The sequence below is a fragment of the Nocardia blacklockiae genome, from assembly GCF_015477355.1.
In the GTDB taxonomy this organism is placed as follows: domain Bacteria; phylum Actinomycetota; class Actinomycetes; order Mycobacteriales; family Mycobacteriaceae; genus Nocardia; species Nocardia blacklockiae.
Map to the genome: position 1 here is coordinate 18,398 of NZ_JADLRJ010000002.1, position 24,824 is coordinate 43,221.

Genomic DNA, 24,824 nt, shown 5'->3' on the forward strand with positions numbered 1-24,824 from the left:
TTCCGGATGGGTGTTCCGCAGCAAGCGCGAAGGCGCACAAAGACCTGCATGCAAACCAACCGAGGGTCGCCCATACTGGCGGTAGCGATCATCGGAAGACCTATACAGTGTGGGACGTGGGTGTCAACAACTCGCGACGAAGAGTGACCCCGCAGGGAACCACCAAATCGCTGCGGGGTCAGTCTTCAGAAGTTGACGACACACACCGAACACCGCCTCCGCCGGGCCCCGATAGAACTGTCCTGCGCCGGTGCCATGGACGCCAACTGGGTTGGCGGGCAACTGATTCACAAGCACTCCCCTTGCTCCTCACCATTGATGTGTCTGTGCACGAACGATGCATCTGGACGTCGCGGCCGCGTACTCCCGTGCGGTTGTGCGACATGCGTGTGCGGTAATACGCCCAGCTGAACCCGCCCTGCCCCGCATACACTCGGCTGACCACACGACGATCTGGGCCGGGAATCGCGGACGAGGACGGGCGGCGATGGGCAACACAGCAGGGCAGCGCCGGCGTTGCCAGGGGTGTGGCGGCCCGCTGGCGCGCGACAACACCACCAGCCGATGCGCGGCCTGCACGGGCAGCGCCCGCAACTACCTGCACCGGCCACCGCCGCTGCCGCCGGGATTCTGGGATGACGCGACGGTGCGTGCCGCGCTGGCCGACCGGCACATGGGCCGAGTCATCGCCGCGTACCGCCGTCATCGCGGTCACCGCGTTCCGGTACGCCAAGCCGACGTCGCCGCCTGGGCCGGGTTGAGCCAAGCCCGGCTCAGCCGCCTCGAAACCGGCCCCGCGACACAACGACTCGACGACCTCGTGTTCTGGGCACGGCTGCTCGATGTCCCGCCCCATCTGCTGTGGTTCCAGCTGCCCGGCATCCCGCACCCGGTTCTGGAACCGAGCCCCGAACCTGTCATCCCCGCCCGCGGTGGCCGCTACCGGTTGCTGCGCTTCGACGACCATCTGCCACCGGACGAGGCCGACCTCGCGGCGATGGAAACCTTCCGTGACGCCGACCGCACCTACGGCGGCGGCCGCCTGTATGCCGAAGTGCTCGACTACTGGAACACCCGGCTCTCACCGCGGCTGTTCAGCGGCGACGACGACCCCACCCCGAAAGTGTTCGCCGCCGCCGCCGGAATCGTCGAGATGGCCGGATGGATGGCCCACGACGCCGGCCGGGACAACCGGGCAGAACGGCAGTTCCGGCGCGCGTTGGATTTGTCGAAACTCGGCGGCGACCGCCAACTCACCGTCCACATCCATGCCAGCCGCGCGCATCTGGCCTTGCACGATCGCCGGCCCGCCGACGCGATTCGCCACGCCTACGACGCCGAGATGGCACTGTCCAAAGCGCCGTCCAACCCCGAACTCACCGCCCGGGTGCTCGCGATGCAGGCCCGCGGGCTCGCCGCGCTCGGCGAAGCACGACAGGCCCGCCGGCTCCTCGACCGCGCTGAACAGACCCTCGACACCGCGATGCCCGCCGTGCTGTCGCCCTGGATCAGTAGGTTCGATCTCGGCTCGCTCGCCAGTGAAGCCGCCCGCAGCCTCCGCCACCTCGGCGCCCTCACCGCCGCCGCGCGCGCCGCACAGCGCATCATCGACCTGCGCCCACCCGACCGTGGCCGCAGCCGCGCCCTCGGCCAGCTCACCCTCGCTGCCATCCTCACCGACCAGGACCATCCCGACCACGCCTGCGCCATCGCCCGTGATGTTCTCACCCGCACCGGTGAACTGGCCTCCTACCCGGTCGTGCACCACTTCACCGATCTGCGCACCCGGCTCGAGCGTTTCCGCAGCCCGACGGTCACCGAATTCCTCGACAGTCTCGACCAAGCCCTGCGCACCAAGACCTGGATCCCCGCCCCGACCAACCACGGCGCACGCGTACGTGATCGGTGATGTCATTGAACTCTGTGCACCAACCACTGTGGGAACGCGACCCCGACGCCTACCGCGCGCACCTCGCCGAAGGCAACGCCAGCCAGCCACGCAAACGCGTCGGCGCCGACGGCCTGATCTTCGACGAGCACGGACGCATCCTGCTCGTGGACCCCAACTACAAACCCGACTGGGACCTGCCCGGCGGCATGGCTGAGAACAACGAACCACCCGACCACGCACTGCGACGTGAACTCCGCGAAGAACTCGGACTACAACCGGTCTCCGGCCTCACCCTGCTCTGCGTCGACTGGGTCTCTCCGCACGGAGTCTGGGACGACTCGCTGATGTTCATCTTCGACGTCGGGCCGCTGACCCCCACACAGATCAACAACCTGCGGCTTGCCGACGACGAGCTCGACGCATTCGACTTCTGCACCCCCGATCAGGCAGCACACCGCCTGCGGCCATACGTGTGGGACCGCGTCACCGCCGCCCTCGACGCCCGCAACACTGGCCACGTCGCCTACCTCCACGACGGACGAACCCTCCACCGGCCCGACACCACACGCTGACAGCCCATCAGTGAAATCGCAGGGGCACACCGAAGGACCCGGCTTTCCGCGCGACACCAGCGATGAAGAGAACCCACCATTGTCGTGAAAGGCATCGTTCTCGCGGGCGGCACAGGAAGCCGCCCTACGCCGCTGACTCGCATCACGCATGATCGGTCGACGGTCTCGATGTTCATGCGGCGTAGCGGCGGGTGGCGGCCGCGCGGTCGAGCCGGTCGAGGGTGAGCAGGTCGTCAATGAGGTTCCGATCGGTGACATGCCGGTCGATGACCTCGCGCAGAAGCTCGTCACCGTATTCGGAGAGGTGCACCCCGTCGCTCCACACGCTGGGCGAACCGGCGGTCGGGGCGGTGGGCTGCCATCCGAGGCAGGTAGCCGCGTAGACGACAGGCTCCCATACGTCGATGAAGTGGGCGTTCGCGTCGTCGGCAGCGCGGCGGGCGCACCGGTTATAGGCGTGCAGGTCGGTGTTGGCGGCGGCGACGTCGATGCCGGGTTCCCAGCCCATCGGTGGTTCCCCGACCACGATGACGCGCCGGGATCGGCTGGTGAGGAGGTCGAGGGCGGCGCGGAGGTTGGTGTCGTATTCCTCGATGCCCACGGCTTCATCGAGCCGGCCTTGGTGGTGACGCCAGACGTCGTTGATGCCGACACCGAGGACGGCGAGGTCCCATCGCCCGCCTGCGTCGACCGCCGCGCGGAGGTTGGCGAGGACGTGCCGGGAGGTCGCGCCGCCTTCGCCGCGGTTGTCGGAGGTAAGGCTGAGCCACGGGTAGCGCGCTTGCCAGGTGGTGGTCAGGGCGTGGACGTAGCCGCGGTGGCGCCATTCGGTGACCTCGACCTGTTCTCCGATCGCGGGCAGGTCGGCTTGGGTCGACAGGCGGGGGTGGTGGGCTTCGTAGTGCTCCATCAGACTGGTGCCGAACCAGCCGATGCGCAGTTCACGACGGGGGTGGCCGGGGTCGAGCGGGCCGGGGTGGCGGGCGGTGACGCGGGCGGGCACGCCGACGGCGGTGACGTTGGGCGGCAGCGAGGCGGTCACGACGGCGTTGGCGCCGATGCGTGTGTTCTGGCCGATGGTGATTCCGGCGGTGATGCTGACCTTGTTCGACACGACCGCGCCGGGTTCGATGGTGATCGGCGCGGCCTCGAATCCGCTGGCCCAGGGCGTGTTCGGCTGGCCGGCGGTGAGGGTGTCGGGGGTGCGGGCGCGGTGGTTGTGGTCGTGGATGTCGACCATGTTGGAGATGCCGGTGCCGCGGCCGATGCTGATGCGGGTCATGGCGGACAGGACGACGTTTTCGCCGATCGCGACGTCGTCGCCGATGATGATGTGTCCGCCGGTGTTGGCTTGCAGGGTGGTGCCGCGGCGGATGGTGACCCGGTCGCCGAGGGTGATGGTGGCACCGGGGTCGATGACGAAGTCGACGTCGGCGGCGAGGTCGCAGTCGGTGCCGATGCGCACCGCGTCGCCGTGGTGGTCGCGGAGCCGGTCGATGAGGGTGCTCGTGGCGGTGTCGGTCACGGTGGTCATGATCCCTTGTCGTGGTGGTCGGGTGTGGCTATCGGCGGGTGCTGGCGTGGGGTGGGGTGATCAGGTAGTCGCCGATCACGAGGGCGTCCAGGCCGAGGCTGGCGCCGGTGCGCAAGGCGTCGGCCGGGGTTTCGACGATCGGTTCGCCGGGACCGATGAAGCTGGTGTTGAGGACGACACCGATGCCGGTCTCGGCTTCGAATGCCTCGAGCAGGCGCGCGTAGGCCGGTTGCACGTCGGGGTCGACGCGGTGCGGGCGGGTGGTGCCGTCGGCGTGGACGACCGCCGGAATCTGTTGGCGAGCACGGGTTGTGGTGTCGTGGGCGACGATCATGAATTCTGCCGGAGCGTTCGGCGTGGTCGTCCACGGCCCGAGGTCGAGCATGCTCGGCGCGAGCGGCCGCCACAGTCCGCGGCGCTTGATATCGCGGTTGACGCGGTCGCGCGCGGCGACCGCGCGAGGGTCGGCGAGGATGCTGCGGGCTCCGAGTGCGCGGGGCCCGGCTTCGGCGCGGCCCTGGTGCCAGCCGATGATCTTGCCGTCGGCCAGCAGCCGCGCGGCCGCGGCGGCGATCTCGGGTGGGGTGGTGTAGTCGGCGCCGGCGGAGTGCAGGGCGGTCTCGATGGCGCGGTTGGTGTAGGCCGGGCCGAGCAGGGCATGGGTTTGGCGAGGTCCGGGCACGGTGTGGTCCCCGCGCCGGTTCGGAATGCGCGGCGGCCGGGAGGAGGAGGCCGCTGGATTCCACTCAGACCCGCGCATGGTTCCTGCACGCTCAGGCCGAACTCGCGCGCTAACGCCCCGGCCGGTGCAGGTCGTGAGCTACGGTGGCTATCCGAACTCGGCGGTCCACGCGAGGCGATCAGAATCGCGACGAGTTGCGTGCGCAACACAGATCTGGCCGCGGCGGGCAGTCTGTGTCCATGGGGAAATCAACGCTGCTTGTCGATGTCCTGGGGTTCCCGCACCGCTGTGTGCGGTGTGGGCGTGAGCAAAACTGGGTATGGGCGGTCCAAGCGCGGGCGCTCGGACGAGATGGAATGGTCGAAGCGGTCGCGACCGATCAGGAGCTGCCCGTCCACATCGCGCGTAGTGTGCTGATGGCCGCCGGGCACCCCGACATGGCGGCGCTGCTGGGGCAACGGTGTGAACGTGGGCGCAGTTTCAATCCGAACATCTGCGCGAACTGCGGGCACCAGGAGCGCTGGCACGCTTTCGAAACCGTTGTGGTCTCCGGATTTCACGCTCCTCGCGTCCGGGTCGCCAGCGCGTCTCATCCCGTCCCCGAGTGGCGCCAACTGATGCAGTCGCTGCGCAACTACGAATGCTGGTACGTCGGCCGGTGATAGGCCTGCGCCAGGACATGATGGGGCTACCCCACTGGGGCACAACAATCCACGGGAAGGCGCCTGTCGGCGCGGTGGGCGGATGGTGACAACCTCCGGTGGGTGCTCGATGGCATCCTGAGGTCGTGGCTGAGGAGTCCGATCCGGCGGGTGCCGGACAGCAGGCGTCCGGGTCGGATGCTGCGGCCGCGACACGGTCGCCGTTGCTGGGCCCGGACCTGCTGTATCGGCGGGCTTGCTCGCAGCCAGACGGTGCGGCGGGTTTCTACAATCGCAATGTTCGTGTGACCGTCGGTGAGCGAGCGGTCAATGTGCGGGTCCCCGTCGATGGTGCCGACATGATGGATTACCGCCAGTGGCCCGAGGCGGAGTTTCTGGCGGTCGTCGCCTCGCACGTGACCACGGTTCCCGCCCTGCATTGGGTGTCGGTGTCCCCGGCGTACCAGATTCACGGGTCATCGACGGCGAGGTGCTCGACAAGGTTGCACCGCGCGGACACCCGCTGCCGGTTCATGTTCCCGCCGATGTCGCGCGATTGTTCGGGCAGCTGCGCGCCATCCGCCGCGAGGCGCTGCCACCGACCCCGGGCGGGCTCGATGACGATCCGCAGCGATTCGCCCGCCGGGTGTGGAGTGCGTCGCGCCGGGCGTATGGGGACCATGCCCGCGCTCACGACCGGCTGTTGCGGCGGTTGCAGATTCCGCGCGATCCCTTCGAGCCGTTGGACGGGTTGTGGGATGGGTTGCAGCAAAGGCGGTTCCGGCTCGCGCATGGTGATCTGCACCGCAAGAACATGATCATCCGTGATGGGGAGACGGTCTTTCTGGATTGGGAGCTGGCGCTCTACGGTGATCCGCTCTACGACGTCGCGGTCCATCTGCACAAGATGAGCTACCTGGCCGCGGAGCGGGAACGATTCGTCTCGGCGTGGACGGTCGCCGAACCGGGCGCCGCGCATCGCGGGTGGGAACACGATGTGGAGATCTACCTCGTCCATGAGCGGATCAAATCGGCTGTCCTCGACGCTGTCCGCTACGCCAAGATCATCGCCGAAGGTCGTTGTTCCCGGAGGATGAGCGTCTGCTGGTGCGGAAGCTGACACGGAAATTGCAGGCCGCGGCGCCGGTGTGGGGTTTGCCCGTGTCGATCGACGAAGCCGGCGTCGACGCGGCGCTGCAGGACTGAGTCCGATCGCGGTCGTGACCGGGGCGCGAGGGTGAAGGGTTGCTCGGCCGGAGGGGCTGAGTGTGGGTGCGGTGGGTGATAAGTTGCCGGTCATGCCCAGCGCGCAAGAGAAGACGGTCGGCTTGGTTCTGGTCACGTATCAGAGTGCGGAGGATCTACCCGGCTTCCTGGAAACGCTGCCTTCGGCGGTGGAACCGTATGCGCTGGAGGTGATCGGGGTCGACAACGTGTCGACCGACGGCGGCGCCGATATCGTCGAGGAATTCGGCGGCCGGGTGATCCGCAACAGCCGCAATGTCGGTTTGGCGGCGGCGATCAATCAGGGCGCGGCCGCGACCGATGCGGAGTGGATCCTCGTCGCCAATCCCGACACCCAGTTGTCGGCGGGTTCGATTGCGGCGCTGGTTGATTCGGCCGCCGCCGATGACCAGATCGGGATGATCGGCCCACGGATCGCCCGCCTGGACGGGGAACCGTATCCGAGCGGGCGGCGGTTCCCGTCGCTGGCGGTCGGTATCGCGCACGCGCTGCTGGGCGGGATCTGGCCGTCGAACCCGGCGACCCGACGCTACTTCGGCACGCCGGTGACCACGCTCGGGGACGTGGACTGGATCTCCGGGTGCTGCATGCTTTTTCGGCGCGAGGCCTTCGATGCGGTGGGCGGGTTCGACGACCGGTACTTCCTGTATTTCGAGGAAACGAAGATGGCCCTCGATATGCATCGGGGCGGGTGGCGTGTCGTGCTCGACCCCAGCGTCGAGATCCGCCACCGCGAGGGCGGCAGCATGCGGTCTGCGCCGTTCCGCAAGGTCCGCACCCATCACCGCTCCGCGCTTCGGTTCTACTGCGACTACCACCAGGGCTCGCCGTGGATCGTGTTCGCGCCGCTCGTCGCGGCCGGCCTCGTCGTGCGCGGCGCGGTGGCGATCGTGCGGACCGCCATCGCGCAACGCTTGACCCGCGGCTAGCCGAAGGGCTGATCAGCGAGCTCGATACCGGTGGTGAGGTCGGCGAGCAGTTTGTGCACGATCTTGTTGCCGGTGCGGGAGCTGGGCATGCATTGGGCGCAGTCGTCGCTGATCGCGCGCCCGGCGGAGACCGCGACCACCTCCAGTAGCCGCGACCCTTTGATGTCGCCGAGGGTGTATCCGGTGGCCGCGAAGCGTGGTTCGGCTTTCAGATCGCATGGGGTGAGATGCCCGTAGGGGCCGATGGTGGGCCGGAAGTAGCGGCCCAGGCATTCGCTGGTGCGGGATCGGTCCGGTGTGACGCCGTTGGCCAGGGCGGCCAGTTCGTCACCGATGTCGACGCGAGTGGGCGCGCCCGGGCGGGTGCGTAGCGTGCGGATCTGGCTGGCGACCGCGGCGTTCTGGTCGGCGGTGAGGGCGTCGGTGACATCGACTTCGTCTTTACGCAGGTCGAGCCAGTCCGCGCCGATGGTGTCGGCGTAGTCGGTCATGGCCAGGATCTGGTCGTAGTTGAACGGCTGGATGACGAACCCGATCCCGACCTCGGGAAGGTGATCGCGTCGCTCGCGACGCAGGGCAGTCAAGTTCGCGGTGACCCGGTCCAGGGCGCGCTGGGCGGGCCGGGTGCCCGCGATCCGGTCGTAGACCTCGGGGTCGGGGGAGTGGATGCTGAACCGGATCCGGTGACAGCGCAGCAGCGCGTCGAACAGCGCGCCGCCGGGCCGGATACTGAATCCCGTGGTGTAGGTGTGGATTTCGAAGCCGAGATCGGCGGCACGATGCAGAATGACCGGGAGGTCGGGATTGATCAGGGCCTCGCCGCCGCCGGAGACGACCAGCCGCCGCACGCCCCCGTCACGCAGCTCGCCGAGCAGCCGCAGCCAGTCCTCGACGTCCATCAACCCGCCGGTGTCGAGCTGGCGGGTCGCGTAGGTGAGGGCCTGCTGGTCCGACCACAGGCACATGCTGCACCGGTAGTTGCAGGTGCCGCGGGTGGGGTGGATCTCCATCGTGTCGCCCAGCACCGGCCGATGTTCCAGTATCGCGGCGGGCACCTCGGGGCGGCGGCGCCACTCGGCCACGGTCGTCGCGGCGAACGCCCACCGCATCCGGTGCGGATAGAACCATGAGCCCGTCAACGCCGCGACCTGACCACTGGAGCGGGCGAACCGATACGCCGCCACGACGGCCTCAAGATCGCCGCCGAGATCGGCGGCGAGGTCAGCGGCCGGGGTGTGCGGGGCGGCGAGGTGGCAAGCCAGCGCCCGGCGCACCGCCGGATCGGCGGGGGCGTGATCGGTGACCGCGGTGGACAACGCGGCCAGGCCGGGATCAGCGTGCAGATAGTGCTGGGCGGCCTCGACGACGGTTGCGATGCTCACAGCGACACCGCCTCAGCGTGGGCCGAAACATGCTGCACGGCTCGCCATTCCGCGGCGCTCAACAGGGTGACTTGAGAGCGAGTCCGGTCGAAGACCAGCACCGTTCCACTCGGGTGCCGCACCACCCGGTGGATGTCGGGTGCGGCGCGCAGGCTCGCGGCTACAGCGCCGGGATCGGCGGGATTGTCCATGAGCCAGTGCTCGTCGACGCTCGAGATCGGGACCAGCTCTACCTCCGCCGCCGTCCCTTCCGCGCGCCCGATCAGAGTGTCGGTGGTGCCGGAGTCCGCGCGAGGGCCGAGCTGGAACTTGTGCTGCGCCTCGACCGCGCGCGGCAGCTGCCGGGCCGTGCCGCCGGCCAGCAGCATCTCCGCGTGCGCCAGCAGCGGCGAAACACCCTGCGGGTGAACCGATCCCAGCACGGCGTTGCCGACCATCTCCCTGCCCCAGGTGGCGGCCTGGAGCCGGAACTCGCCGTCGGGGCGGATGTTGGCGAGAGTGTCTTTGACCTGCTCGGACAGTTGCTGCAGGGTGATCATGCGCGACGGGTTCACCGTGAGCGTGCGCTGCCCGGTCGCCGGCCAGCAGGAATTGAATGTCAGATACAGGCCTGCGGCCGCCAGCCGCGCATGATGGCGATCCACCAGATCCTGCACACCCCGGAACTCGTTGTCGGCCAACGCCAGCCGTGGGTAGTGCGCGCGGGCCTGCCCGGAAAAACTCGGCGCGCACAGGTGATGCTGGGCCGCGAGCCCGGTCTCGGCCAGATAGTCCGACAGGTCGATCACCTGCCGCCAATTGCGCTGGTGCACAACGGTGATCACGGTGACCGGCTTTCCGGTCTCGTGCAGGCGCGCCAGGCCGTCGAGCACTTTCGGCAGGTTCTTGCCCCGCGCACTGCCGTGCAGGTCGTTCGTGATGCCATCCACGCTGGTACAAATCCGCGACAGATTCGACGCCGCCAGCCACGACACCAGCTCGTCGGTGACCTTCGTGGCGTTCGTGATCAGCGTGGCCGCGCACCGCTCCAGCAGGTGCGTGGTGTCCAGCACCGCGCGCAGGGATTCGTGCAGGGTGATCTCACCGCCGGTGAGGACCACCTCCAGCACCCCCGCCTGCTCGGCGGCTTCCAACGCCGACACGATCGCGGGCACCGGGAGCTGGCGGGTCTTCCAGACCTCTCCGGGATGGCAGTACAGGCAGCGCAGGTTGCATTCGTTCACCGCGTCGACAACCAGCCGCAACAGCCGGCCGACAGGTTCGGGCTCGTTCATGGTGTCGTTCCCGCTCTCTTCATTGTTGTGTTGTGCCACTAAGTAATTCGTCCCGAATCCGGAGTGAGGTGACCGGCTTCCACGAGCACCTGGTACGCCGCCCGCTTGGCCGGGCAGTCCTCGCGGGCACACGACCGGTGCCGCTGCATGTCGCGGTGCGCGTCCTGCACCGACGGCGGCCTCTCCGATGCGTCGTGGCAGCGGTCGATGACCGGCAGAATCTGCGCCGGCGCCTCACGAAGCGACCGCTGGTTCTCGCGGTCCGCGCACAGCACCAGCGCCGCCGCGGCCACGAAGATCGCACCGCACACCCCGGCCACCAGCCCGGCCGTCGTGGGGCTCATGACCGGCGCCTGCACAGTTCGGCGTGCCCGCAGACCGTGATCGCGTAGCGCTCCCGGTCATGCGGCGACGCCACGACCAGGCCTCGCGCCGCAAGCCGGGCCGCCGCCCGCCACGTCGCCCAGGTCGTCGACGACGCCCCCGCCGCGATCTTCCGCCGCGTCAACGTGCCGCCGAGATCGAGCACCGCGAGGACCGCAGACTCCACCGCAATCCGCGACTCTGTACCCCGGGCCCGTATTGGGTTGCCGCGCATCACGTCCCTTTCATCAGGTACACCGTTGCGGCCCACAGGCAGGGAGCCGGAAGAGACAGTCCACGACGGGCCATCGGCGTGTAGTTCGTCCTGCCCAGCGGCGCTTGAGCCGCTGCTCGGTTTCGTCATACAACCTCCCGGAACCAACTGCCCGTGCGTCATGTGTCGAGCGCGTGCATCCTTTGCACCACAACGACATTCGGCGTACCAGTCGCTCGTGGTGGGCACGCGCGGGGTACGTGTGAACCGGATTCAGCTCGACGGCGAATTCCGGTCGCAGCGCCACCGCCCTGACCAGTAGAAGTTTTCGTGCTTGACTGATGGCGGGTCAGTGGTCTCGACCAGGCTGTTAAGAACTGTTAAGTCGACGGAGGGCGGCCGCACTGCCAGGCTGCGCTCAGGTCTCAGGCAGGTGGTGTCATCGTGGTAGTCGAGCGCCGAACCATTCTGGCGACATCCATGGGATTCAACAGATCCCGCGATCCGTGGGAGCCCTCTCCGATTTTCCGGTACGCCTTCGAACTGGCGGGTGACCCGGCAACGCCGCGCGTGTGTTTCCTGTCCACAGGCACCGGCGACAGGCAGGCCAGCATCGACGCTTTCTACAGGGCGTTTGCCGACCAGCAGGTCGCGGCGACCCATCTGGCGCTGTTCGACAAACCGTCGGTCCCGGACATCCGAGAGCATTTGCTCGGCCAGGATGTCGTCTGGGTCGACCGCGGCAGCGTGGTGAACCTGCTCGCGGTGTGGCGGGCCCACGGCGTGGACGAGGTCCTGCGTGAGTGCTGGGACAGCGGTGTGGTGCTGGGGGGTGAGTCGGCGGGGTCGCTGTGTTGGGGAATCGGCGGCACGACCGACTCCTTCGGCGAAGTCCGGGCGATCACCGACGGTCTGGGTTTGCTGCCATATGCGAACGCAGTGCACTACCAGGATCGCCGCGCGCTGTTCCAGCGATGCGTGGCCGAGCAGCAGCTGCCCGACGGGTACGCCACCGACGCGGGCGCGGGCCTACATTTCTCCGGCACCGAGGTCGTCGCCGCAGTGAGCGACCGCCGCAACGCGGGCGCGTACCGGGTGACGCGCCAGCCCGACGGCACCGCACGCGAGGAGGCCCTGGAGGTCACCCGGTTGAAGAGGTAGGCGTCAGCTGCTGGATGCGGTTGATGACCGCGCCGACATCGTCGCGGCCGCGCCAGCGCCACAGGATCGGCAGCGCTCGCTGGAGCTCGCTCAGCGCGGACACCGACCCGACACGCTGAATGGCATCGAGAACCCCGAGCGCGGTCTCCGCCGCTTCGGTGGGCTGACCGGCATTGGCGTAGGCGCGGGCGAGCTTCGCGCGCGTGATGGTGGCGGTGCGCAGCGACGACCCCGTCAGGGCCTCCAACCGGGGCTGGAGAATCGGCACGACCGACGCGCCGCGACCCAGGTAGATGTCGCAGGTGGTCTTGAAGATCACGGCCAGGTGATCATCAACGACACTGCGCTGTCCCAGAATGATGTCCGCGGGCCGAGCGGGCTGGGACAGCAGACGCATCGCCTGATCGAGCGCTCGGCTACTGGAGTCGCGATCACCGCACAGCGCGAATCCGAACGCCGCCTGTTTGGCGGCCAGGCCCCGGATTCGTGGTGAGGCGCCGGGCATGTCCTCCACGACAGTGGCGTTGTCGACTGCCTGACGCCCGTTATGGGCCGTGGAAATCGACAGCATGGAACGGCGAACGTAGCCGTAGGCGGCGATCTCCTGCCAACCCGCGGCGTGGCCCCACTGGGAGGCTCGATCGATCCAGTACATCGCCTGGCGCAGGTTGCCCGATTCCTCGGCCAGCCAGCTGAGCGATTCGGCGTAGCGGGCCTGCATCCGGAAGATCCTGCTACGCAGTGTGCGGTCGGCTCGGCGGCGCAGGACCTCGAGCAGGGCGACTCGTCCGGTCATCTCGTCGATGACCCGGTGTGGCGGGAGAATCCTTGCTGCGGTTTGGAATCCGGCGTAAGCGTTATCGAACGTGGTCAGGGTAGCGTCATCCGCTCCGATCGCAGGGATGGCTCGGTCCAGCTGCGCGAACAGTGCACTCGTGGTGATTCCGAGCCCGAGCGAGGTCAGCAGGTCACGACGTGACAGCAGCATCGGGATACCTCCGGGCAACTCCACCGTCAGCATATCGGCGGCCGCCGCGGGTGTGGCAGGGGCGTCGAGGGTGGGAGTGTGCCGGGTGAGTGCCGTGATGACGCCATCGGTGCAGTAGATGTCGTCGAGCTGTTGGGCCAGCCAGGGGTGGATGGTTCGCCGGCCGGTCTCGATCTGGGAGAGAAGCGCTTCGGTGCAACCGGCGCGGCGCGCCACGGCCGCGAGGGTGAGGTGGCGCGTTCTACGCAGGTCTCGCAGTACCGCTCCGATCTGAGCGTTGCCCGGCATTGCGGCCGCCCTCCGCCGACTTAACAGTTCTTAACAGCCTGGTCGAGACCACTGACCCGCCATCAGTCAAGCACGAAAACTTCTACTGGTCAGGACGGTGGCGCTACGACCCGAATTCGCCGTCGAGCTGAGTCCGGTGCGCACGTACCCGCACGTGCCCACCACGAGCCACCGGTGACGCCGAAAGGCGTTGTGGTGCAAAGGATGCACGCGCTCGACACATGACGCACGGCAGTCGGTGCGGGACTCGGTGGCCGCGAAGCTGTCCGTCCAGAAGGCTGCCGTGTTCGGCGGCGAGCTCGGGTCGTAGCGCTACCGCGACAGCTGGGAACCGGTCAACGTCGTCGACCTGTGCGGCACTCGAGGACACTGAGGGAGGAAACAATTGCAGCACAACGCTATACATGAGCAGAAGGCCGTTCACGACGCCGCTGCCGCACCCACGCCGAATGCTCGCCCTGGCGCGGGCAGGTTCATCACGCTCGAAGGCGGGGACGGCGCGGGGAAGTCGTCGCTGGCGATCGTGCTGGCCGATATGGAGTACCGGCTGGCGGTGTCCGTGCTCAAGCGCGGTGACCGTGGCCACGGTCTAGTGTTCGTTTCGCGCAGGCAGATATCGCAGACGTCGGTGTATTCACGTGAGCTGATGCAGCTGCTGGCCAGGATGCTGTGGGAAAGCGGTGACGATCCGGCGCTGCCGGACACGTTCTGGGCACGCTTGCAGGCGAGTTGGTTCACTGCGCATTCGGCCACAGTGATCGGCCCGCTGTTGGATGCGGGTTTCGATGTGATCACCGACGGCTGGCTGGGCAAGGTCTCCGCCAATCTGCTGACCCAAGGCCGACACAGCGCGGCCGACCTCGAAGTACTGTTCGCGCCGGTCCGCATGCCCGACGTCACGGTGTTGCTGGGGGTGGATCCGGCCGCTGCGTGGGCGCGCAGGTGCTCGCTCCGACCATCGGAGGTGGATATGCACGCTGGCGCCGACCTGACCGGTGCGGCCCGCGCGAGTTTTATTGACTACCAAAGCCGCATACTGACGACGCTGGACCGGCTCGCCGTCGAACAGGGATGGGCCGTGCTGCCGGTGGGTGCCGAGGAAGCCCTCGAGCAGACGGCGCACCGGCTGTCGATGCTGGTCGCTGATTTCCGGCAGCAGCCATATGATGTGCGGATCGCGACGGCCGAAGCGGGCCGGTGAGCGCCGAATATCCGCCGGTCCAGAAGGGCAGCCCGCTACCGTTGTATACCGACACCGGAACGTGGCGGGCCGCACTCAGCACGGCCTCGCAGCCCTGGTCGGCGGTGAATCCTCCCTGGGTTACCGAGCCATGCTGCGGCGGACTCGTTTTCGCGCCGACGGGCGCTGCACGAGGCGCATGGTGACGACCCCGGACAGCATGTGGTGCGCGCGATCGGTGGCCAGATACGCGGGCACACACCGCACATAGTGGCGAGTGGATAGCCGTCGGATCGCCGCGGCGACCTCACTGCCGGCGCGGACGATCGAGGCCAGTTCGTCGACGGTGCGGGCACCGTCGACGTCATCGAGTTCATCCAACACCGTTTGTTGAGGCACGGTGAGTCTCGCCTGGACGTCCTGACCGGCGAGTACGGCCCGGCCGTTGCGGCTGATTATCCACGCCGGCTGTTGCTCTGCGAACCCGTTGTCGGCGAGCCGCCTCACGGTCGTCTCGATGCCCCGGGCCGTGCGCCCGATCGTCGTCGCCAGTTCTTCGATGCTGCGTGCGCCAGGAGCAGCGCACAACGCGCGAATCAGGCGGTACTCGAGTTCGGGCAGTTCTGGAGGCCCGGCCTGGGAAACGTACGCGTTCACCGGCTGGCTCCATATGCCGCGAACTTCATCCGCACACGTGACTTTTCGATGTCGCGGTTTTCTTTCGCGGGCATCGGGTCGCGCTCACATTGCACAGTCTTCTCCTGATGGGTGGACAATTTCGATCCCCTGGCACAGGCACGAGGATCGGTAGTTCGGGCAAGTCCTTCGGGTGGCGCGGTTGTCCGGGCCGGGGCCTGGGCGGTGCAGCGCCGCGGCCCGGACATGGCCGGTTACGGTGTGGCGTATCCGATCAGTGCGCCGATTCCGGCGCCGATCGGGACGGTGACCAGCGCGCCGACGCCGCCGAGGAAGAACCCGATCACCGCGCCGATCCCGGTGCCGATGAGTGCGCCGACACCCGCGTTGTGCTGTTTGCGGGCGATCGTGTCGGAGGCCTCGTTGATCGTCTGCGCGGCCGGTGCGCTTGTCGATTGCGGTGTGAGGGTGAGGGTTCGGCCGTCCTCGGCGATCGCGGCAGCGACAGCGACGAGTCCCGAGCTGGTCGGCAGGCCGAGCGGGATCGTGTCGACGATCGTGCCCGCGGCATCGATTACCGCGACCGACGCGGCATCGGCGGCAGGGGCGAACCTGCCGCCATCGAGCGTGGTGACCGCGCCGCCGTCGGCGGAGGACGCGACGGTGTAGCCGACGCGGTGGTCGACCGCGCGGACGCTGCTCGTCGCTGCGGCTGTGGTGGCGGGTGCCGGTTGGGCATCGGCTGCCGTAGCGGCGGCGGTGAGTGCGGCCGCGGCTAACGCTGCGGCGGTGAACGTCTCGAGTTTCATTGCTTCTCCTCTGTCAGGTCGGCACGGGAGTGGCCGACATTTCCGCCGATTCCTTCGGCGGGGTTCTGGGGGCCGGGGCTGTCGTGGAGACACCTCGTCGCGGCGGCGGCGGACTCACCTCACCGTGCGGCGCCGATCATGGGTTTGCGGCCGATCGCAGCGAGCAGGACCAATCTGGTGTCCGGCAAGCCGGGGCGCAGCCACCGCTGCACCGTCGCCACGCCGGGTTCGAACAAGTCGAAGCCAGCGAGGAATTCTTCGGTCTGCGCAGCGGATCGGAAACAGACTTGGGCCGGAGTGCCGACGGTGTTGGTGAGCACCTGAAGTATCTCCGGGGAGGACTCATTCGAGCCGTGCGTGATCGCCAGGTAACTGCCCGGTGCCATCCGATCGCGGAGGGCGGCGACGATCCCGGCGGGGTCCTCGTCGTCCATCACGTAATGGAGCACACCGGTGAGCGTGATCGCCACCGGCTTGTCGAGATCGATGAAGGCATGGCCGCTGAGCCGGTCGAGGATGTCGTGGGGACGGCGAATGTCTCCCAGCATCGTCGCGACGTCGGGGGGATCGGCCAGCAGCGCCTCGCAATGGGCGACCACGAGCGGGTCGTAGTCGACGTACACCACTCGCGACGACGGCTCGATTCCGTGAGCCACCTCGTGCACGTTGGGCTCGGTCGGCAGTCCTGAACCGAGATCGATGAATTGCCGGACACCGGCGTCGGCGGCCATCTCCACCGCCTTGCGCAGGAAGCCCCGAGCGAACCAGACCAGCGTTTTGATTTCCGGTGCGCGCGCGAGCATTTCGTGCGCCATGGCGCGGTCGACCTCGTAATTGTCCTTCCCGTTCAACAGGTAGTCGTACAGCCGGGCGGAGTTCAGCTGACCGGGATCGAACGGGGCGGGTGTCCGATGGTATTCCGGCGCAGGCCCTTCCGTTCCATTGGCCACGGGTGCAGCCGTGACCGACCGGCACTCGAGTTCCGATCTGCTCAGCATGTTCACGTCGCGCCGGTCAGCCGGTCGAGGATCACGAAGCCTGTCCCGCTGGGCGGCCGTGGGATCGGAGGCGCGCCGTGTGAGCGTCGGCGCGGCTGCCGGCGGTCACCGGTCAGCATGCCGGTCACCAGCGTGTCGTAGGCATGCTCGACGTCTGCCAGCACTGGACCGAGCGGGCACATCCCGTGGCTGGGTGGCCAATTACGGAGAACCGTTGCGGTCATGGCCAGTCGGTCGATCAGCTCCCCGGCGGTCACGATCCGGGGGAAGTCGTCATCGACCAGGACCGCCGCGTCGGCGCGGTTGCCCAGCCGTCGGCTCACCTCGTCATCGATCGCTCGCGTAAGGACTCGGCTCCACCCGACTGCCGCTGACGGAGGTTTCCATCCGTGCTGGTGACCGACATGATCCGCGTCTGCCTCGGCGAGCTCGCGCGCGTCCACCGCGGCGATTTCGCGCAGGTCTCCTGCGGCCAGGTGAGCGCCCCACAGTAGGCCGAGCAGTTGCGTGGCGTACTCGAGCGCATCCGTCATCTCCGCATCTCTGCTGGCCAGCACCGCGTGCAACCGGCCAGCCTGCGGCACCAGTCCGGTGGTGTCGTGTGCGGGGCTGTGGTCCTCGGTTGTCGTCACCGATCCTGATCCTCCTGTGGTATCGAAAGTGGTTGTGTCTCTGTGGTTTCGGCCTGACTCGCTGCCGCCGGTGGTGCTGTGTGGTTCGGTGAGTTGCTTGCCCATCCACCGCCGGAAGGCGGCATGGTCGGCCCGGACCGATGTGCGTGCGCGGTGTCGGCTGCCTTCTCGAGCCCGAGCTGTCACGAGATCAGCGCCCCGGACAGGATCCGGTCGATGGCGGCGTCGGTGGCCAGTTCCGCCCGGGCTTCGCGATTGAGCCGGTAAAAGCTCAGCAAATGGAAAAGCAGGGCCGGGTCCAGGCCGTAGCCGGGGGGCTCTACGTCGATGGAGAAGGTCAGCTTGCGCAGTAGCCGGTCGAGCGGGCGGCGGCCGCCGGTGACCGTGACCGAGGTGCCGACTTTCGACAGGACCCTGATCTTGCGGCGCTCGCCCAGGTCCAGCAGCGCCTGAACGGCGGCGATGTCGTCCCAGGCCAGGAATTGCGTAACGGTTCCCGCGCGCTGGACGACGCCGTCAGGGGTCAAGGCGAGGAAGAACTCGCCTCGAACGACGAAGTGAACGACGGCGACACACCCCGCGATGACGATGATCGGCTCGACACTGGTGAGCAGCGCGAGGCCCGCGCGGAGCGGGTTATCGCTCAGGGCGGCATAGTGGGTGCGGGCGCCGACGACGATCGCGAGAATCACCGCGGCGATCAGCAGCCAGCTCCCCATCAGCGGTCGCACCCAGGGCCGCAGGTCGCTGCGCAACCCGATCGTGGCGCCCCCGGCAGCGGCGTCGGCGCGTGTCAGCGCTGGCCGTCGTGGCGTGCGGTGCCCGGCCACGGCCGCACCAATCGGTGCTCGCAGCCACTTCAGCACCCGGCGCCGGGGCCGGATCGCGGTCGTGGCGTCGACGGCGCGGATTCGGGTGGTGCGGGGCAATGTTCGGCGGCGCACCAGCATGTGCGGGACGAGGCCCGCGACGGACAACGCCGCCATCGGCATCACGGCGATCCCGAACACCACCGCTGTGGTGTCGCCGCGAGCGGTGTAATCGAGGGTGAACGGGATATAGAGCGCTCCCAAGAGCCCGGCGCCGACCATCGCCAAGACGAGCTTCCGCGGCGGGCGCGGCGGTCCCCATTCCCCGGGCCACGCCAGCAACGGAACATCTCGCCGGGCCGCGGGCCGCCGCGAGGGCGTCATAGCGCGGTGATCGCGGTGATGAGCGTGAGGTCATCACCGCGACGGGTCGTCACGAGCTGAGCGAAATTTTCCTGGTCAGTGCCGGCCGCGGGCTGATGCGGGCCGAGAGGCGGCTGCTGTTGGGTGAGCAGTACGTGCCATCGCTGCTCAGGTCCGTGGCCGGGGCCGACGGCGGGCCGGATCCGGACACAGTAGCGAGTCCCAGTGGGGAGACGGTCGATCCCGGCCTGGATGAGGTCGCCGGTGAGTGGACGCCGGGCTCCGTCGCGGCCGGTCGTCGTCGCTGCCTCGGCGACGACGGCGGTGGCCGCGCGGCCGGATCGGTCGACGTAGTAGGCGTGCTCGAAGGCGAGGATGGCGTCGGGACCGCTGCCGGAACCGCCGGGCCCGGTGCCGGACACCTCGTCGCCGACCGGCCGTTGTAGGCATCCGTCCGCGGCAAACAGTGACGGAATCGCCACCGGCCCAGGGGTTCCGGTGTCAGCGGCCCGATCGGCACCGACGCCGGACGCGGGAGCAGCGACCGGGGGTGGCTGGAGGGTGTCCGTGAGGCGGGTCGCGGCACCGGCGGCCACCGCCACCATGACGACCGCCAGCACGCCGCAGCGCCCACGGCGCGACATCCGGATACGGCGATACCTCACCCGGCCCTCCTTTTCGGGCCGAGCGCCGGGAAAATCTGCCTCTGCCGACGTGTCGTCGCCTCGGCGGGAACGGATATCGGGGAGCCAGTGCCGCCAGGACCCCACCGGTCCCGGGTCGGACGGAGCTGGGAGAAGCTGTTCACTCAGCATGAGCCCACGCCCCGACCCAGCCGACCGCCCGCTCATCGCTGGTCTCCTGACTTCCACACCGTGACGCGCACCTGCGGCGCGTGGTGACGGACGGCCTCCGCGATCCGGTCGGCATCGAGCCACGCTCCGACGATCACGGTGCCGACCGCCAGCGGCCCCTCACTCGCGGCGGGCCCCGTCGCGATCCGCTGGAAAACGATGTGTGACAGCGGAATACGCCGCCGACATTGGACCCTCACTGCCTCGATCTCGCCCCACCGCACACCAGCAGGCCGGTGCTGAAACACCGTGCTGGCGGTCAGGATGCCGGCGCTGTCCACACGCAGCGCGAGCCGTGTCGACTGCATCGGCGCGAACAGGATCACGACAACGACGATCACCACGCCAGCGAAGGGGAATCGGTCAGGAATGTCCGGAACCGCGATCGCCGCGGCGGCAGAGGCCACCAGTAGACCAGCAAGTATCACTCGCATCGGGCTGCACCGGAATCGTGCCTCGTAGTCATTCACCAGCGCGAACCCCCACCGTCATGGCCTCCCCGCCGGTCGCTCCGCACTCGTGTCGACGGCACGACATCACCAGGAAGGCAGAAGGATTCAGACTTTCGGCACGACTTGCGGGGCCTCAGAGCTCCGACGGTTTCGATTGCGACTCTCCTCGACATTGTCGATATACACTGTGCGACAACACCTTTCGTGCAGATGCGGTCTTTCATGCCTGTTCGCTCCTGAGTGTCGGGCTGGACAGGGTGTGCCGGGCGATCTGCGTGGTGATCTGTGTGGTGAACCAGTTCGAGAAGGCGGTGTAGTCGGCGCGGGTGCTGATCCAGGTCGGATGGCCGGGCGGACCGAGGGCCAGGCGGGCGTCGGCGTCGAGGAGGATCCGGGGCCGGGCCAGGTCGACGAAGCCCAGCAGGAGCGCGACGGTGAGGGTGAGGGGGTCGTGCTGTTTGCTGGTGCGGCCGTCGAAGCGTTCGGCCCACCGGTCGAGATGGACCGCGAGCACCGTCGCCCAGAGCGTGCCCGCCGCGATCAGGAGCTGGTAGACAGGGTGACCGGGGTAGATCGCGATCTCGTCGCGGAAGGTCACATCGGAGAGCACGAGCGTCAGGTCCGCGGCCGTGGCCACGACGAAACGCGCCGCGGCCGGGTCGAGGCGGAAGTTGTGCTCGGCTCGGGTGGGGTCGCGGTAGCGGACCGCACCGCCCATCTGGGTGATGACCAGCCGCTCACCGAGTTCGGGGAAGCCGAGCAGGACATGGGCGAGGTTGGTGAGCGGCCCGCACCCGACCCACCGCACCAGGCCGCCCGCCGCCGCGCACACCGCGCGTACCGCGCCCAGCAGGTCGCGGGACTGCGCTGGGATGTCGGGTGGCGTGAGGCCGTCGACGACCCAGTAGCGAGTGTTGTCCAGGTCGGCGCCCGCGACGACCTGGACGTCCGGGCGGCCGAGCAGATCGAGCAGCCATCGCGCGAATCTCGCGCGCTCTCCGCCGATTTCGTCGCTGGTGACCACCAGGACGAGCTCCGGCAGCAGCGCGGCGCACAGCAGCGTGAAGGCGTCGTCCGGATCGCCGCCGATATCGAGATCCAGGATGATCGGCGCACGGGCGAGTAGCGCCAGTTCCCCCTCGGCGGCTCGAAGCCGTGGAGCAATCGCTGCGAGTTCCGTGTAGCGGGCGGCGAATTCCAAATTGTGTGTCGGCTCGGTCGAAGTGGTTGTCGCCGAGGCTGTTCGAGTGTTCATCTCTCCGTCCGATGTGGCTCCGGGTGCGTAGCTTCGGAGCCACATCACTTGGTCAGCCGGCCCGCTTGTGGTGGTGGCCGGGCGGTGGGTCAGGTGGTGGTGGAGCTGTCGTCCCAGTGGGCAAGGAGCCGGTACGGGCGGGTGTAGTCGCTGTCGAAGACCGCGGCGCCGGGCAGCGCGGGAATGTCGAAGGCGGCGACCAGCTCCCGCGTGCCGTCGGCGAGGGTCCTGAGGCTGTCGATCAGGGCGCGCTGTGTCTCGTGCGCCTGTTCGCCGATCGACAGCGCGTTCGCGGTGTACCAGCCGCCGCGTTTCCAGATGCGGTCCAGCGCGTAGGCGTCGGCTGCCGCCCGGATCATGGCGGCGGCGGTGTCGTTGGTGACCGTGTCGGCGGCGATGAGCAGTGCGGTGGCCGCGAGCCGTTCGCCGGTCGCGGTGGCCAGTTCTATGGCGGCGTTGTCCGCGCCCCAGATCGGCCCGGCCGCGGAGAAGTTGCTGCGGTGCATTCCGGTGGCGATCAGGTGCTCGCGGGTGCGCAGCCGCTCGATGTGCGGGGTCAGCTGCGCGGGTGTGCCGGGTAGCCGGAGATCGGTCAGGTCGAATCCGGTTTTGCCGGCGGTCACTTGCATGATCTGGTTCTCGCCCTCGGCGGTGATGATGCCGTCGCAGTTGGCGATCCAGTCCGCGATGTAGTTGAGGCGCAGCGCGCCCTGCGCGCCGCACCGGCGGCGGCAGGTGACCAGCACCTGGTAGGCGGTCTCGGACAATAATGGCTTGGCGACCATCGAATACAGGCCGGACCAGCCCGGCTTCCCGCGCATCTGGCGCAGCTGGCGGCCGAGGACGCTGCAGGCGTACACCGCGGCCAGACCCGCGGCCAGTTCGTACTGCACCGGGTCGCGGTCGATCATCCGCATCGTGCTCGGCTGGCGCTGGCTGGCGTAGTTGACCAGACCGGTCAGCGCGGCGCGGGCACTGGCGACCGCCGCGCAGGCCAGGTCCAGGCGGCCGTCGCCGAGCACGCTGATCGTCCGGGAGAACCGCTGCCCCCACGGCAGATCGCAGTCGAGATGCCCGCCACTGTCGATGCGGGCCCAGTCCCCGGCCAGCAATGCCTCCGCGGGAAGCGGGCAGTCGCGGAACACCACCATCGCGTGGTCCATCGGCGCACCGGTTTTGTCGGGCAGGGCCACCGCCTCCACACCCGGCGCCAGGCGGCCCTCGGCGTCACGCAGCCGCAGCAGGAACGCGAACACGCCCTCGTCCCGCCCGCCGATGCGCAGTCGCGCCGTCACCACCGCGATCTTGCTGACGGCGGGGTCTGCCGCGTTCGGCATGAACTTCATCGCGAGGATGTCGGTGGTGTTGAGCCGGAAGCCTCCGGTCGTGGAATCCCAGGTCGCGGTCGTCTGCTGGTTCGCGCCGTTGGTGCCACCGAGCTCGGTCAGCATCAGCAGCCCGACCGCGGCGCCGGTGTCGAGGTCGGCGAGGCATCGCTGCTGATAGTCCGACCCGGTGCCGAGCGAGCGGAGCGCGCCGAGCGCCAGGTCGAAATGACCGGACAGCACCGGCAGCAAGTTCGGTGCGGCGATGGCCGCCCACTCGCACAGCAACCCGGTGTCGATGTCTCGCGCGGACCCGCCGAGCTCGGCGATCACCTGGCGCAGCATCACCGGCCCCAGCTCGGCTTCCTGGGCGTAGGTGAGCCCGCTCATCGGCAGGTCCCCCAGTGCGAGCACCGCGGCGCGCACCCGTGCATAGTGCGTGTCGTCGTGTCCGGCGAGCACCGCGCGCAGCGCGGCGACGGTCTCAGGATCCGCACCAGGTATCTCGATCGGATCGCTGGGTGTGATCTGGGTGGTCATGGCTGGGCCCCTTCCGGGTGTACCGCCGGTGACGCAGTCCTCGCGCGGGGTGTGCCGAGGTGCGTATCACCGGATTGTTCTGCGCTGTAACGTCTTTCGGATATGGGCGGGGTGACCGCAGGGGTGGTTGCGCCGGGGGGTGGCGCGCTGTCGGCTGGGGGTGTCAGCGGAGGAGGCCGACCTCCCGCAGGATGTCGTTGCTGTCGCTGACCCAGTACTTGTCGAGCGCCCAGAGAACTGCGAAAGCCAGTGCGGGATGCCATTTTTCGCAGATGTCCGCGAGGGCGTCCCAGTTCTCGCCCCACCGTTCCGCGTGATGATGAGGGTCTTCCCGGGCGAGTGCCCGGACTTCCTCTGCCAGGCGCGGGCCCGGGTCGAGGCGCCATCGGTCGTCGGCGTAGGCGGGGATTGCTTCGACGACGTCGGCGAGGGTCAGCGCCTGTGTCTCGGTCACGGTGACGGTGGTCAGCTGGCGGCGAAAGAACGCCGCGACATCGTCGGGTTCGATGACGGGGCGCGGGATCGGGCGCGGAGCGGTGATGCTGGTCATGCGTGTTCCTCGGGGTAGGTGGCGGGCAGAGGCTCCGACGGGGGGAAGGTCACCGGCAGCGCGGTGAGCGCGCGGTGGAACGGTCCGGGCCGCCAGATCAGCTCGGTCGCGGGCACCGCGAGCGACAGTTCCGGTAGTGCGTCGAACAGGTAGCGGGTTGCGATGTCCCCGATCTGGCGGGCCGCGTCGCGTGCCGCTTGCGGGCAGGCGTGCGGGCCGGTGCTGAACGGCAAAGCCCAAGCCGCGTGGAAGAAATCGCCGTTGTTGACCTCGGGGTCGTTGTTGCAGGCGGCCAGACTGATCACGACCGGCTTGTCTGCGGGCAGCCAGATCCCGGCCTTGGGGACCGGCTGGCGCGGGAAGGTCAGGCAGTAGTTGGCCATCGGCGGGTCGGTGACCAGGATCTGCTGCATGGCGTCGGCGACCGGCGGGGCGACACCGTCCGCGCGGCAGGCGAATCGGTGGTCGGTCAGGATCAGCAGCGCCGTGTTGGCGATCAGATTCGTCGTCGGCTCGATGCCGGCGCCGTAGAGGGTGACCAGCTGATGGATGATTTCCTCGGTCGTGAGCGCCGGCTCGTGGGCGATCAGGGTCGAGGTGATGTCGGTGCCGGGGTGGCGGCGCTTGAGCGCGATCAGTTCGCCCAGCGCCGTGCCGAGCATCTCGTTGACGCGGGCGGTGTCGGTGGACTCGAACATGGCCGCCATCGCGATCCGGACCTGCTCCCCGATGTCGTCGGGGCACCCGAGCAGCCGATTCAGGGTCAAGAAGACGACCGGCAGCGCGTAGTCGCTGATCAGGTCCGCCGTTCCGGCTCTGCAGAACGTGCTGATCTGCCGCTCGGTGGCCGCGATGACCATCTTGGTCAGGCCGTACTGATCGACGGCGTCGAGGGCGGAGGTGGTGGCGCCGCGGTAGAGGGCGTGGGCGAGGCCGGTGCTGCGCAGCGCATTGGGCCGCCACTCGACCATGGGTTTGATCGGGCAGTCGTCGGGCAGCGTGTGCTGCCAGCGGCGCGGGTCGGCCGGGAAACGGTCGGGATCGCCGAGGATCTCGACCGCGAGGTTGTAGCCGATCACCAGCGTCGCATCGACGCCGGGGGCGAGTTCGACCGGTGCCAGCGGGCCGAACTCGCGGCGCATGTCGGTGTAGACGGCGTGCGGGTTCTGTGCGAACTCAGGGGTGTAGAGCGGATAGCGGTACTCGAGTTCGGGCCGGACTGCGGGTGCCGGAGTGGTGTTCTGCACGGCCGGGTTT

The 24,824-nt window shown here is 68.5% G+C and carries 25 protein-coding genes; 7 read left to right on the top strand and 18 right to left on the bottom strand.

The genetic code is table 11. From position 1 onward, the window contains the following. The first annotated feature begins 487 nt into the window (after positions 1 to 487). Positions 488 to 1,909: a helix-turn-helix domain-containing protein gene (locus IU476_RS06125; RefSeq protein ID WP_195097609.1), complete on the top strand. Its 1,422-nt coding sequence runs from the start codon at positions 488 to 490 to the stop codon at positions 1,907 to 1,909. Then, complete coding sequence (locus tag IU476_RS06130) at positions 1,909 to 2,463, top strand: NUDIX domain-containing protein (protein WP_195097611.1); 555 nt, start codon at positions 1,909 to 1,911, stop codon at positions 2,461 to 2,463. The genes IU476_RS06125 and IU476_RS06130 overlap by 1 nt, the downstream gene beginning before the upstream one ends. A 172-nt stretch (positions 2,464 to 2,635) precedes the next feature. Here the strand turns inward: IU476_RS06130 and IU476_RS06135 are convergent, their stop codons facing one another. Next, the gene (locus tag IU476_RS06135; protein ID WP_195097614.1) at positions 2,636 to 3,997 is read right to left on the bottom strand and encodes a DUF459 domain-containing protein; all 1,362 of its coding nucleotides are present in this window, start codon (positions 3,995 to 3,997) and stop codon (positions 2,636 to 2,638) included. Between the two features lie 28 nt (positions 3,998 to 4,025). Then, on the bottom strand, positions 4,026 to 4,679 hold the full coding sequence (locus IU476_RS06140; protein ID WP_195097616.1) for a carbamoyltransferase C-terminal domain-containing protein: 654 nt from the start codon (positions 4,677 to 4,679) through the stop codon (positions 4,026 to 4,028). A gap of 356 nt (positions 4,680 to 5,035) precedes the next feature. On the opposite strand from IU476_RS06140, the gene IU476_RS06145 reads away from it, so the two are divergent. The 3 genes from IU476_RS06145 (at position 5,036) to IU476_RS06155 (ending at position 7,494) form a co-directional block, all read left to right on the top strand. Then, the gene (locus tag IU476_RS06145) at positions 5,036 to 5,341 is read left to right on the top strand and encodes a hypothetical protein (protein WP_195097619.1); all 306 of its coding nucleotides are present in this window, start codon (positions 5,036 to 5,038) and stop codon (positions 5,339 to 5,341) included. 469 nt (positions 5,342 to 5,810) lie between these two features. Next, positions 5,811 to 6,440, top strand: coding sequence for a phosphotransferase family protein (locus IU476_RS06150; protein ID WP_195097630.1), 630 nt, complete (start codon positions 5,811 to 5,813; stop codon positions 6,438 to 6,440). Between the two features lie 178 nt (positions 6,441 to 6,618). Continuing rightward, positions 6,619 to 7,494 (top strand): glycosyltransferase family 2 protein, encoded by an 876-nt coding sequence (locus tag IU476_RS06155; RefSeq protein WP_195097632.1) that lies wholly within the window; start codon positions 6,619 to 6,621, stop codon positions 7,492 to 7,494. On the opposite strand, the gene IU476_RS06160 is transcribed toward IU476_RS06155, so the two are convergent. From IU476_RS06160 to IU476_RS06175, 4 genes are read right to left on the bottom strand one after another with little or no spacing between them, the layout of a single operon-like run. After that, on the bottom strand, positions 7,491 to 8,876 hold the full coding sequence (locus IU476_RS06160) for a radical SAM protein (protein ID WP_195097634.1): 1,386 nt from the start codon (positions 8,874 to 8,876) through the stop codon (positions 7,491 to 7,493). The genes IU476_RS06155 and IU476_RS06160 overlap by 4 nt on opposite strands. Beyond that, a complete protein-coding gene (locus IU476_RS06165; protein WP_195097637.1) occupies positions 8,873 to 10,150 on the bottom strand; it encodes a radical SAM protein in 1,278 nt (425 codons plus the stop codon). The genes IU476_RS06160 and IU476_RS06165 overlap by 4 nt, the downstream gene beginning before the upstream one ends. A gap of 38 nt (positions 10,151 to 10,188) precedes the next feature. Next, complete coding sequence (locus IU476_RS06170) at positions 10,189 to 10,494, bottom strand: hypothetical protein (protein ID WP_195097639.1); 306 nt, start codon at positions 10,492 to 10,494, stop codon at positions 10,189 to 10,191. Next, positions 10,491 to 10,700 (bottom strand): hypothetical protein, encoded by a 210-nt coding sequence (locus IU476_RS06175; protein ID WP_195097640.1) that lies wholly within the window; start codon positions 10,698 to 10,700, stop codon positions 10,491 to 10,493. Before IU476_RS06175 ends, IU476_RS06170 begins: the two co-directional genes overlap by 4 nt. 507 nt (positions 10,701 to 11,207) lie before the next feature. On the opposite strand from IU476_RS06175, the gene IU476_RS06180 reads away from it, so the two are divergent. Then, positions 11,208 to 11,888 (top strand): Type 1 glutamine amidotransferase-like domain-containing protein, encoded by a 681-nt coding sequence (locus tag IU476_RS06180; RefSeq protein ID WP_195097641.1) that lies wholly within the window; start codon positions 11,208 to 11,210, stop codon positions 11,886 to 11,888. On the opposite strand, the gene IU476_RS06185 is transcribed toward IU476_RS06180, so the two are convergent. Next, the gene (locus tag IU476_RS06185; RefSeq protein WP_195097642.1) at positions 11,869 to 13,164 is read right to left on the bottom strand and encodes a helix-turn-helix domain-containing protein; all 1,296 of its coding nucleotides are present in this window, start codon (positions 13,162 to 13,164) and stop codon (positions 11,869 to 11,871) included. The two genes, IU476_RS06180 and IU476_RS06185, sit on opposite strands and share 20 nt — an antisense overlap. A gap of 385 nt (positions 13,165 to 13,549) precedes the next feature. Between IU476_RS06185 and IU476_RS06190 the strand changes: the two genes are divergently transcribed. Beyond that, entirely contained in the window at positions 13,550 to 14,365 is an 816-nt protein-coding gene (locus IU476_RS06190; RefSeq protein WP_195097643.1) for a dTMP kinase, read from the top strand. 120 nt (positions 14,366 to 14,485) lie between these two features. Here the strand turns inward: IU476_RS06190 and IU476_RS06195 are convergent, their stop codons facing one another. The 11 genes from IU476_RS06195 to IU476_RS06245 form a co-directional block, all read right to left on the bottom strand. Further along, positions 14,486 to 15,001 carry a hypothetical protein gene (locus IU476_RS06195; RefSeq protein WP_195097644.1) on the bottom strand — a complete coding sequence of 172 codons (516 nt, stop codon included), beginning with the start codon at positions 14,999 to 15,001 and terminating at the stop codon, positions 14,486 to 14,488. Positions 15,002 to 15,234: 233 nt separating this feature from the next. Further along, positions 15,235 to 15,789: a DUF8020 domain-containing protein gene (locus IU476_RS06200; RefSeq protein WP_195097645.1), complete on the bottom strand. Its 555-nt coding sequence runs from the start codon at positions 15,787 to 15,789 to the stop codon at positions 15,235 to 15,237. A gap of 119 nt (positions 15,790 to 15,908) precedes the next feature. Beyond that, a complete protein-coding gene (locus IU476_RS06205) occupies positions 15,909 to 16,739 on the bottom strand; it encodes an SAM-dependent methyltransferase (RefSeq protein WP_324193900.1) in 831 nt (276 codons plus the stop codon). Between the two features lie 50 nt (positions 16,740 to 16,789). After that, positions 16,790 to 17,419, bottom strand: a complete 630-nt coding sequence (locus IU476_RS06210) for a hypothetical protein (RefSeq protein WP_195097648.1) — start codon at positions 17,417 to 17,419, stop codon at positions 16,790 to 16,792. 182 nt (positions 17,420 to 17,601) lie between these two features. Then, positions 17,602 to 18,516, bottom strand: a complete 915-nt coding sequence (locus tag IU476_RS06215) for a hypothetical protein (protein WP_195097650.1) — start codon at positions 18,514 to 18,516, stop codon at positions 17,602 to 17,604. A gap of 92 nt (positions 18,517 to 18,608) precedes the next feature. Continuing rightward, positions 18,609 to 19,256, bottom strand: a complete 648-nt coding sequence (locus IU476_RS06220; RefSeq protein WP_195097652.1) for a DUF8176 domain-containing protein — start codon at positions 19,254 to 19,256, stop codon at positions 18,609 to 18,611. A 182-nt stretch (positions 19,257 to 19,438) separates the two neighbouring features. Beyond that, complete coding sequence (locus IU476_RS06225; RefSeq protein ID WP_195097655.1) at positions 19,439 to 19,852, bottom strand: hypothetical protein; 414 nt, start codon at positions 19,850 to 19,852, stop codon at positions 19,439 to 19,441. Between the two features lie 265 nt (positions 19,853 to 20,117). After that, positions 20,118 to 21,152, bottom strand: coding sequence for a nucleoside hydrolase (locus IU476_RS06230; protein ID WP_228823296.1), 1,035 nt, complete (start codon positions 21,150 to 21,152; stop codon positions 20,118 to 20,120). Positions 21,153 to 21,241: 89 nt separating this feature from the next. Next, on the bottom strand, positions 21,242 to 23,017 hold the full coding sequence (locus tag IU476_RS06235; protein WP_195097657.1) for an acyl-CoA dehydrogenase family protein: 1,776 nt from the start codon (positions 23,015 to 23,017) through the stop codon (positions 21,242 to 21,244). A gap of 163 nt (positions 23,018 to 23,180) precedes the next feature. Further along, a complete protein-coding gene (locus IU476_RS06240) occupies positions 23,181 to 23,567 on the bottom strand; it encodes a hypothetical protein (protein ID WP_195097659.1) in 387 nt (128 codons plus the stop codon). Beyond that, on the bottom strand, positions 23,564 to 24,814 hold the full coding sequence (locus IU476_RS06245; protein WP_195097662.1) for a cytochrome P450 family protein: 1,251 nt from the start codon (positions 24,812 to 24,814) through the stop codon (positions 23,564 to 23,566). Before IU476_RS06245 ends, IU476_RS06240 begins: the two co-directional genes overlap by 4 nt. Positions 24,815 to 24,824 lie beyond the last annotated feature (10 nt).